Raw genomic sequence first — 9726 nt, 5'->3', positions numbered from 1 at the left:
TTAATCCTACGCAAGGCAGCTAATTCTGATTTTTCTCTGATGAATTCGCCAACAGTATCTACGCTACCTTTACCCCTACAAAGTGGTCTTCTTAACACGGCTGACCACTTTTTCTCTTGATTTAGTCTAAACTCCAGTTACAATCTTTGAACATTGCCTCAATCTCAGTCCGCTTACGATAAGCTGTCAAAGTTTCAGCTAGGCTTTTCAAGTTAGTTAATAAATACCAAGGTTCTTTTTCTCTTTTATTTCGATACTTTCCTTTTCAGTAAGCGGCAAGATTTGCTTGAGCAAATCGCTTTTCTTTAGTTACCTTAATACCAGTCAAAAACCGACTCACTTCAGGAGCTAGCTAAGCGCGTGGTTAGTTCTTGATAATCTTGACCTCTTTGCTGAACATTTGTATCCTTTTTTTGTCGCAAAACAAAGTAGACTTTCTCGGAACCAAGCTACTTACCCAACTCCACACGATGAAATTCGCTGTCCCCTAAAACCACAATCTTGTAGTCTCGCGCTCATCCGCAGAACTGGACGAAGAATTGCTTGTTGCAAGCACCAGATTACTTGCGCCTCGCTTGTCTAAAAATTGCTAGTAAATCGGAAATGCTCGCTTTTCTAAAATTACCGCTACCACAGATAAGTTTTTGTCTTGCCACTGCGTTCTATCAATCGCTAAATAAAGTCGCTTACCTGGCTGAATTTTTAACTTAATTAGCGCTTGGATAATGGGAAACCACAGCAGCACAACACTCAACTGAGGCAGTTGCAAAAATCGTTGTAGATGGCGGCGACGACTTTCAAATCTGATTGGCAGAGGAAAATATGCTGCTAGTCTTTCGATTCTGAACTTATTTATGGACTTGAAAAGTGCCATACTAAAACTTCTCCGGTTAATAGTTGAGCCGGATTTAGTTGACTTTTGAGCGAACTGCGATCCAATTCTGGTAACATTTTAGTTTTGTCGGTCTTGTTCTCGAAATCAGACCGATACTTTTTTTACCACGAGTCGCTTCAAGCCACACTACAGCTAGCCTTCAACTCGGTCGTCACCCCGTCAGGTTGCCATGTCTGAGACTAACAGAGTGACTAATGTTTCACTTCTGTGGTTGATGTTGGGCTTTTTTGTGTTGCTTGCGCTCGCCATAATTACTACTGCTTTTACTGGCTCAAAGCGTTACAGTATTCCACGACCCATTTATTTCAAAGTAAATCCGTTATGGCTCTTAGTTTATCACTGCCTGAAGATCTGCTTCATACAGCACGATCGTTGTTTCGGGACCAATCCTACCCATTTCTGGCTCCGGACCTTGAGCCATTTCTACCATATAAAGCCATGCGCCAGCACTGGCTCTACAATTCTCGATCGTGCCTATACCACCAATGAAACGAACCAGCTGGCGCTTGCGAAATCTAGGTATTGGCAGAGAGAGCGAGGTTGATAGGTTCAATGAACCTTCTACACCACGAGTGAGAGCAATTTTCTTTTTTACGCGCTTCATGTAGCAGTTACTAACACTTTGCTTTACCTGCGGCTGAGGCGCGAACGCCTGTTTCTTGCTGGCATCGTCTAGAGTTTTTACTTGAGTGTCGGTCATTTAATACTCCCCTCGTTTCAACGAACCATCGGCATATAATTCTAGAGGAACTAACTCTAGTTTTCCATTCAATATAGTCTTGGCATAGACAATTTTTACAAATGGCGAACCATTGCGATCGCGAGGCATATCAATCTCCTAATTTTTAGCAGTAAATAGTTACATCTTCACCGCATTCATCTGCTAAATAACATAAGGATTTGTAGCGCAGTTCGACTAATTGCTCGTAGAGAGGATTTAGCTTGCATAAAGGGGGAATATATAGTAATGTGCGGTTGAAAAGCTGAATTTTGCGCTCGAATGGACAACGAGCAGGAATAAATTGACATACTAAGCGTGCTATGCCAGAATCGACAATTTTTATCGATTCAATCCACTGACGAAGTGGTGACAATAAATCAATTTGAGGAGATCGAGCTGAGTTTAAAGCGCTCATGTTTTCAATACCTAGTTACAATTTTAAGTTTTGCTTTTTATGATTTTTTAGAATTATTCAACAACTTGTAAAATTTCTTCGAGAAAGTTCCAGTCTGCATCTGAAACATTATCTAGTAAAGCTAACTTAGCTGCTCGATTAAGTAAAATTTCTCCGTTAGCATTGGCACTAAAGTCTTTACCTAGAATAAAACCTAAACTAATTAATCTTTGAATGGCAAACTTAAGAGCGCCTTCGATTAATTTAAGACAAGCATCCAGCTCGTAAAAATTGTGTAAAGCCCAGTGACAAGTATCGGCATCAGTTGCAGCTAATTGAAAGACTGCCGCAGTCATCACGTCTGTTGTATAATCAGAACCAAATAGAGCAATAAAAGTTGTATGGCAAGATTCTACAAGTGCCTTATTTTTTATTTTAAAAATATCAACTAGTAAAGCGACGGTTAAATTAAAGTCTTCTGTATGGTCGATGTTATACACGATAAATATCCCTCCATTTGAGTTATCTATCTCTCCGGCTAGCTACCAGCACTGCACTGGAGTTTGAGATTTTCAGTCAGTAGGGCGAAACGATCTTTGTGTCCGATTGAGTCACTCAACTCTAGTTAAAGTCAGGATCGGTTAGCTCTATCTTCAAGTTAGAGTGAAAAAATGGAGAACTCGTGGAGAGAGAAAAGATTTTTTTAGCAATTCCAGCCTAAGATTTCTGTCACTCGATCGGCTAATTCCATTGGATCGAAAGGTTTGTCGATCGCTGCTATCATGCCAAGTTGAGCAAAGCGTTGCCGATCGGCAGATTGTACCTTCGCCGTCAGTAAAATGACTGGGATATGCCCAGTTGTAGGGTTGGCTTGCAATTGTTGAAAGGTAGCAATGCCATCCATGTCGGGCATCATCACATCCAATAGAATAGCATCTGGCTGTTCGGCTGCCGCTTTCTCCAATCCCTCCATACCTGAAGCGGCGGTTGCAACTTCCCAGCCACCTACTGCTTCTAAACTAAGTTGGGCGACTTCTCGGATATCGTCTTCGTCATCAATAATCAGGATGCGTTTAGCTGCCACCATCGCTATTTCCCTCCCGATGATGAATAATCCGGTTAAGCAAGCCAATGACTCGCCGCTCAAATTCCTCTGGTTTAATTCGTCCTTTCGTAAGGAATAAAGTTTGTCCCAGCTTCAATCGTTCGCGATCGCTATCGTTAAGATCTCTAGCACTGTAGACAACTAGAGGCACTTGGCACAAACGGTTATGCTGTCGCAGCCAATCTACTATGACAAAGCCATCGCCTTCCGGCACGATCAGATCGAGTACCAGCAAGTCAGGAATAAGATTTTGACTGAGTTGGATCGCTTCTCTACCTGTCTGGGCATGGAAAGTTTCAATGTCATAGCGTTCAAACATCGCAATTAGCACTCGCGCCAAATCGATGTCATCCTCTACGATCAGGACTTTGATACTGCGATCGCGTCCAGTTAAGGCTCGCCCTAAAGCTTGGAACAGCGATCGCTCATCTGGAGGTTTAACAATCCAATCGCTTACCCCTGGATGAGGTGATACGTCTGGCAGTAAGCCGCTGAGGATCGTAACTGGAATGTCTTTTGTCTGCGCTTGTGCTTTCAGTGCTGCTAGAGTTTCCCAGCCGTTCATCCCTGGCATCATTAAGTTAAGCAGGATCGCGTCAGGATGCTGTTGAGTTGCCTCCACGACTGCCTCCTGCCCAGAAGCTACTGCGATCGCTCGGTATCCTCCCTGTTCGAGCATGGTTTGCACTACAGTGCGGACAGAGGGATCGTCATCGCATACCAAAATCAGGGGTGGGGAGTAAGGGGTGAGGGGTGAGGGTGTTGATGTTTCTTCAGCGTGTGGCGTATTTTGAAGGATGGGCAGGGTGAAGTAAAAAGTGCTGCCCGTGCCAAGAGTACTAGTCACCCAAATTCGCCCTCCATGACGCTGTACGATATTGCGACAGATGGCTAAACCCAAGCCAGTCCCTCCTTTTTTCCGCGAGTCAGAGGCATCTACCTGCTGAAAGCGTCCAAAGATGATTTCGAGCTTATCTTCTGGAATGCCTCGTCCTGTGTCTTGCACTTGGAAGGTGATATGAGGGATGAGGAGTGAGGAGCGAGGAGCGAGAGAGTCGGGGAATTTTAGATTTTGGATTTTGGATTTTGGATTTTGGATTTCTCCCCCTGTTTTCCCAGCTCTTCCAGCTTCCTCTACTTCAGGTTCCCTCGCTCCTCGCTCCTCGCTCCTTGCCCCTAATTCGGCGCTGAGCCACACGGTAGATCCTGGGGGCGAGAATTTAATTGCATTGCTGAGGAGGTTGGTGAAGACTTGAATGATGCGATCACCGTCAGCCCACAGTTGAGCAGAGATTGGAGATACGGATAAACGGATTTCTGCCTTCTCTGCCAGGGGACGCACAACTTCGATTGCCTGATTTATCAGGGAAGCAGCATCGCAAGCTTGTTTATTCATGGTGACTTTGCCTGATTCGATGCGCTCGATATCCAAGATGTCATTGATCAGGCGGATTAACCGATCGGTGTTATTTACGGCAATATCTAACATGCGTTGCGCCTTTTCAGGATTGGCGTACAGTACGCCACTAGCTAAAAGTCCTAAAGCACCGCGAATCGAAGTTAGAGGTGTCCGCAGTTCGTGGCTCACCACCGAGACGAACTCATCTTTGATCCGTTCGATTTCTCGGCGATCGCTGATGTCCTTCATAAAGCAGTAATGACCGATGAATTGCTGCTGGCGATCGTATTCATTGACCATGACGAGTTGCTTGTCGAAGACTGAGCTATCTTTACGCAGCCCCCTAGCTTCAACTTCTACCTTGCCTTGTAGCAACATTTTTTGGTAAGCAGCCTGCATTTTTTCTCGATCTTCGGGATGGACGGTTATCTGCCAATCCATACCAATCATTTCTTCTGGTTGGTAGCCTACCATGCTGGCATATGCTGGGTTGACCGTGATATAGCGTCCCTGCGCGTCTAGCCGCGAGATGCCCTCGACTGCGCTTTCTAGCGCCCGACTCAGGGCGTGCAGTTCTTGGCGTTGTCGAATTTCTTGTTCTAAGAGTTGAGCTTGGGCGATCGCAATACTGATTTGGTTGGCTAGATGTTGCAGCAGTTCCAATTCAAAACTAGTCCACTGTCGGGGAGCAGTACAATGATGTGCAATTAACAAACCCCAGAGGTCTTCCCGCAGTAGAATCGGTACTACCAAGTTTGCCTTGACATCAAACTGCTGCAAAAATTCAACGTGGCAAGGTTGGATGTTAGCCTGCTCGATGTCAGCGATCGCGCTGATGCGTCCCTGGCGGTACAATTGGGCATACTCTTCTCGAAAGCAATGGTCAACAATATTTTGTCCTATGATTGCCATACAGCCAGGTACTACTGCTTCTTGCATGACTGTACCAGAGCCATCTAACCGCATCTGATAGATGATGACTCGATCGCAGGCGAGAATTCTTTGTACTTCTGTAACGGCAGTTTGGAGAATTTCTTCTAGTTGTAAAGACTGGCGGATCTTCAGTGAGACTTCGGCAAACAGTTGCAAGTGCAGATTCTGACGCTGTAATTCTGCTTCGGCTTGTTTGCGTTCTGTAATGTCGCTGCCAATGCCGAGAAACCCCGTAATGTTACCTGCCGCATCTACCAAGCGCGTCACCGATAGAAGCACTGGAAAGCGGCTGCCGTCTTTGCGGATGTAAGACCATTCGCGCTCGTCTGGCTCTCCCCGCCGCGCCTTGGCAACAAAAACTTCAAACCCAGGCTCAATAGGTACTCCCATCTCCTGCGATAATTCCTGCGCCCGTCGGACGATTTCGTTCCAGTCGTGAATGAGTGCGGGTGTGGTTTTGTCAACAACTTCGGAGGCAGCATATCCTAACCAACGCTCGGCAGTGGAGTTGAAGGTGCAAATTGTACCATCAACAGTGGTAGAAATAATTGTGTAGTTGGCGCTCTCTAAAATTGCCTGTTGTAGCAATGTTGTCTGTTTTAGCTTCTGCTCTGCCGATTTGCGTGCTGTAATGTCATTAAAATAAACAGACAATCCTTCTTTAGTAGGATAGGCATGAACTGCAAACCATGTCTGGAGTGGCGGATAGAACTCTTCAAATTCGACACTCATCTGCTGCGCTCTTGCTTGGCGATACTTTTGGTAAAAATTAGAATTGACGGCTTCAGGAAACTCTTGCCAAATACTTTGCCCTAGCAAGCGATCGCGCGATCGCTGTAAGAGTTGCTCTGCTCGATCGTTCAAGTAGGTAAATCGCCACTCGCCATCCAAAGCAAAAAACGCATCGGTGATACTTTCTAGAATGTTTGTCACTCGATTGCGGGCTGTTTCTGCCTCTGTCCGTGCTGCTTGTTCGCGAGCCAAAAGTGGCTGTCGTTCCGCTTCGATCCGCTGGCGATCGCTGATTTCAGCTTGCAATTGAGCATTTAGTCTTGCCGATCCTACTAAATGCCGCCGCAACTCCAGTTGAGCCATGACCTGACGACTCAGGACGCGTAATGCTTCAACCTGTGCTTCAGTTAACTGCCGTGGGATGCGATCGATGACGCATAGCATCCCCAGTGGATATCCCTTAGGAGTCACGAGCGGAGCGCCAGCATAAAACCGAATGTGAGGTACAGCAGTCACTAGCGGATTAGTGGCAAATCGTTTGTCTTCCAGTGTATCGGGGACAATCAGAACATCGCTGGGTTGCAGAATGGCATAACCACAAAACGCCAGATCGCGAAGTGTTTCTCTTGCCTGCAATCCCACTTTTGACTTGAACCACTGGCGGCAATCGTCGATCAGGCTGACTAGGGCAATAGGAGTGTTGCAGATCTGTGCTGCTAATCGAGTCAGTTCGTCAAAAGCTACTTCTGGGTTGGTGTCCAGAATTTGGTATTGGTGCAGGGCTTCTAGTCTAGCTGCTTCATCTTTAGGCAATGGAGCTTTCATAACGTTTCTTCCCCTACTTCCCTTACTTTCCCTACTCCCCTAGCTTGCCCCAACGAGTAAACTAGATATTTAACTAACCGCTGAGTACGCGATCGCCTCCCGCGACTTTAGCTTGCTGTAATACAATACCCGCAGCCCGATATAGTGCCTGCAAGTCGGAACCGTCTTGGGGATACTGGACGACACCAGCACTGAAAGTCACGCTCAATTGTTCGCGATCGGGAGTAAAATCCTGCCGACGCAAGTTAAGCAGGACTTCAAGCAGCCGCCGCACTCCATCGCTTGCCGTCATCCCATACATCCCGACAACGAACTCTGCCCCACCCCATCGACCTACAACATCTTCACTTTGAAAGGTGCGTCGCAGCTGCTCTCCCAAGCGGGACAACACTTCATCTCCAACTGCATGACCGTATCGGTCGTTGATCTGCTTGAGATGGTCTAAATCTAGAATAGCGAAGCATAGCGGTCGGTCGTGCAACTGGGCTAAGCGCAGCAGTTGGGATAACTCTTGGGTTGACTGGCGGCGATTGGCAACTTTAGTCAGAGCATCGGTTTGAGCGAGATTCTGCAATAGGCGCGATCGCTCTAGCCGATTGAGGATGCGGCTGACCAGTTCCGGTCCGACTATTGGTTTACTAACATAATCGTCGGCACCTGCAGCAAATACGCGCTGCATCGTTTCAGCATCCGCGTGCGCGGTCAGAAATAGAATTGGTAGTCCACTCCAACGCGGATCGTTGCGTGCAACTTGGCAAAGCTCAATCCCACTAATTTGCGGCATTTCTACATCAAGAATGAGTAGATCCGGTGCTACAGCTTCTAAAGTGTCCCAGAACTGCAAGGGATTGTTGACGGTCGAGACTTTGATGCCCCAAGGTTCTAGTAAAGCGTGTAGGGCTTGCAATACCTGCGGGTCATCGTCCACAGCAATGATTCTCGTTGCGGCAGTACGGCAGCGCTGCAACATTTGCGTCACGGCATCGAGGACTCGCGCTGGAGGTAGGAACTTGTGTAAAAACCCGCGTCCACCCAAACGAGCAACTGTAACGCGATCGAGCAAGCTATCTCGGTCTGTGAGAATTAGTGCTGGTACGGGTGGGGTATAAGCATTCAGCTCTGTTAGCAATTTTACGCCTGCTTGAGCCGTATCAGCAGAGAAGCCCAGCAGCACCGCATCAGGACGCGATCGCGCTTTGAGTCGCTCCTCAATGGCAACTGGGTCTGTCGCGATTTCGCCGCGCATTCCCCGACTCGCCGCCTCCATGACTAAGCCTTCAGACAACGAGCGGTCTGGCTCTACGATCAATAGCCAAGGGGATTCATCTTGCGATAGCAGTTCTGGGGTTTGAACGGTTGGGCGTTGCAATTCTCGATGCAGTGCCGCAACGAGTTCGGTCAGTTGCCGCGATCGCTCTGGAGTTACCAAGACCCCAGCTTGCAGCAAGTTTTCGATTTGCCGCGCGAGGCGAGAACCCAAGGCAAAGCCATACATTCCCAGCGAACCTGCCAGCTTGTGCGCCTCCTGCTCTGCTGAGAAACGCAATTGCTCGTCCAGTGCTTGCTGTGGCAGTAAAGCGATCGCTTGCTCGATTGTTGCGACTCGCCCAATAAACTTTTCTTTAACTCGTTCCCAGACTCTTGCCACTCCTGTAAACGTCTGCTGTTCTTGTTGGGGTGAAAGACGAGCTGCTTTCTTCCCAACTTTGGCTTTTTCCTTGGTTTTTGTCTGTTCTACCGATTTGAGGCGGTAGCCAATGCCGTAGACTGTCTCAATTGGATCGTCTAGCACTCCCGCCGCTCGCAGCTTCATCCTTAACCCCTTAATGTGAGATCTCACCGTATCCTCACCTGGAGTTTCTTCATCATAAGACCACAAGCGATCGAGGATTACCCCACAACTAAAAACGCGATGGCGATTGCGGAGGAAAAGCTCTAGTAGTACATACTCTTTTGGAGTCAAATCGATCGGCGCTTTATTGTAGCTGACTTTACATAGACTCGGATCGAGGCGTAGGTCGCCCCACTCCAATATGGGAGGTACGGCAAAATCCCCTCGTCGCAGTAGAGCGCGTATCCGAGCCGATAATTCTGCTAAGTCAACAGGCTTAGTCACATAATCATCTGCCCCTGCGTCCAAACCAATAACTTTACTAGTGCCGTTGTCTTTAGCAGTCACTAAGATAATCGGGGTGCGATCGCCAATGCGTCGCAACTGCCGACAAAGGGTAATGCCATCTAGCTTGGGCAGCATGACATCTAGTAGAATTAAGTCGTACGTATATGCTACTAATAGTTCCCAACCTGCCTGACCATCTGTAGCGATATCGATAGCATAGTGCTGGTCAGTAAGGAATTGAGCTAAAGCTTTGGCAACCAGTTCATCATCCTCAACTAGTAGGATTCTCATAGCGGTTAATTACCGCAAAATTTATCAAAATCAACTGCAGCAAAGTCAACAAAACAGTAACTGGCTGCACATTTGCGACCAATTTCAGCTTATCTCACGTTAGGCAAGACTTTAAGAGTGAGTTGTAAATCTAAACACTACTTGTGGCAAGCGATCGTCAAGCAAACGATCCTGTTGACTGGAGTTTTGACTAAAAATCCAAGAAAGGCAGCGTGAAAGCTTCACAAGCTGCCAGTAAGAGATGATGAGAAAACCATTACTTCTCAAATCTCTCAAGATGATTTTCGATAAGCTCAAACAGTTTCGTCAAGG

General features: G+C 47.1%; 8 protein-coding genes. All 8 read right to left on the bottom strand.

What is annotated here, in order from left to right:
* Nucleotides 1–589 precede the first annotated feature (589 nt).
* Complete coding sequence (locus tag ACRC32_RS18235) at nt 590–874, bottom strand: hypothetical protein (RefSeq protein WP_438555298.1); 285 nt, start codon at nt 872–874, stop codon at nt 590–592.
* Between the two features lie 349 nt (nt 875–1223).
* Nucleotides 1224–1595 (bottom strand): hypothetical protein, encoded by a 372-nt coding sequence (locus ACRC32_RS18230; protein ID WP_438555297.1) that lies wholly within the window; start codon nt 1593–1595, stop codon nt 1224–1226.
* On the bottom strand, nt 1596–1724 hold the full coding sequence (locus ACRC32_RS18225) for a hypothetical protein (protein WP_438555296.1): 129 nt from the start codon (nt 1722–1724) through the stop codon (nt 1596–1598).
* A gap of 16 nt (nt 1725–1740) precedes the next feature.
* On the bottom strand, nt 1741–2031 hold the full coding sequence (locus tag ACRC32_RS18220) for a Mo-dependent nitrogenase C-terminal domain-containing protein (RefSeq protein ID WP_438555295.1): 291 nt from the start codon (nt 2029–2031) through the stop codon (nt 1741–1743).
* A gap of 53 nt (nt 2032–2084) precedes the next feature.
* A complete protein-coding gene (locus ACRC32_RS18215) occupies nt 2085–2510 on the bottom strand; it encodes a hypothetical protein (protein WP_438555294.1) in 426 nt (141 codons plus the stop codon).
* Nucleotides 2511–2713: 203 nt separating this feature from the next.
* Nucleotides 2714–3094: a response regulator gene (locus tag ACRC32_RS18210; protein WP_438555299.1), complete on the bottom strand. Its 381-nt coding sequence runs from the start codon at nt 3092–3094 to the stop codon at nt 2714–2716.
* Nucleotides 3084–7004, bottom strand: a complete 3921-nt coding sequence (locus tag ACRC32_RS18205; RefSeq protein WP_438555293.1) for a PAS domain S-box protein — start codon at nt 7002–7004, stop codon at nt 3084–3086. The genes ACRC32_RS18210 and ACRC32_RS18205 overlap by 11 nt, the downstream gene beginning before the upstream one ends.
* Nucleotides 7005–7077: 73 nt before the next feature.
* The gene (locus ACRC32_RS18200) at nt 7078–9414 is read right to left on the bottom strand and encodes a response regulator (RefSeq protein ID WP_438555292.1); all 2337 of its coding nucleotides are present in this window, start codon (nt 9412–9414) and stop codon (nt 7078–7080) included.
* Nucleotides 9415–9726: the final 312 nt, after the last annotated feature.

The organism is Chroococcidiopsis sp., from assembly GCF_051657925.1.
Lineage (GTDB): Bacteria > Cyanobacteriota > Cyanobacteriia > Cyanobacteriales > Chroococcidiopsidaceae > Chroococcidiopsis.
This window is presented reverse-complemented; position numbering and strand designations above follow the sequence as displayed.

Coding starts and splice junctions, on each gene's coding strand:
- ACRC32_RS18235 (WP_438555298.1), bottom strand. CDS start 874: ATGGCACTTTTCAAGTCCATAAATAAGTTCAGAATCGAAAGACTAGCA.
- ACRC32_RS18230 (WP_438555297.1), bottom strand. CDS start 1,595: ATGACCGACACTCAAGTAAAAACTCTAGACGATGCCAGCAAGAAACAG.
- ACRC32_RS18225 (WP_438555296.1), bottom strand. CDS start 1,724: ATGCCTCGCGATCGCAATGGTTCGCCATTTGTAAAAATTGTCTATGCC.
- ACRC32_RS18220 (WP_438555295.1), bottom strand. CDS start 2,031: ATGAGCGCTTTAAACTCAGCTCGATCTCCTCAAATTGATTTATTGTCA.
- ACRC32_RS18205 (WP_438555293.1), bottom strand. CDS start 7,004: ATGAAAGCTCCATTGCCTAAAGATGAAGCAGCTAGACTAGAAGCCCTG.
- ACRC32_RS18200 (WP_438555292.1), bottom strand. CDS start 9,414: ATGAGAATCCTACTAGTTGAGGATGATGAACTGGTTGCCAAAGCTTTA.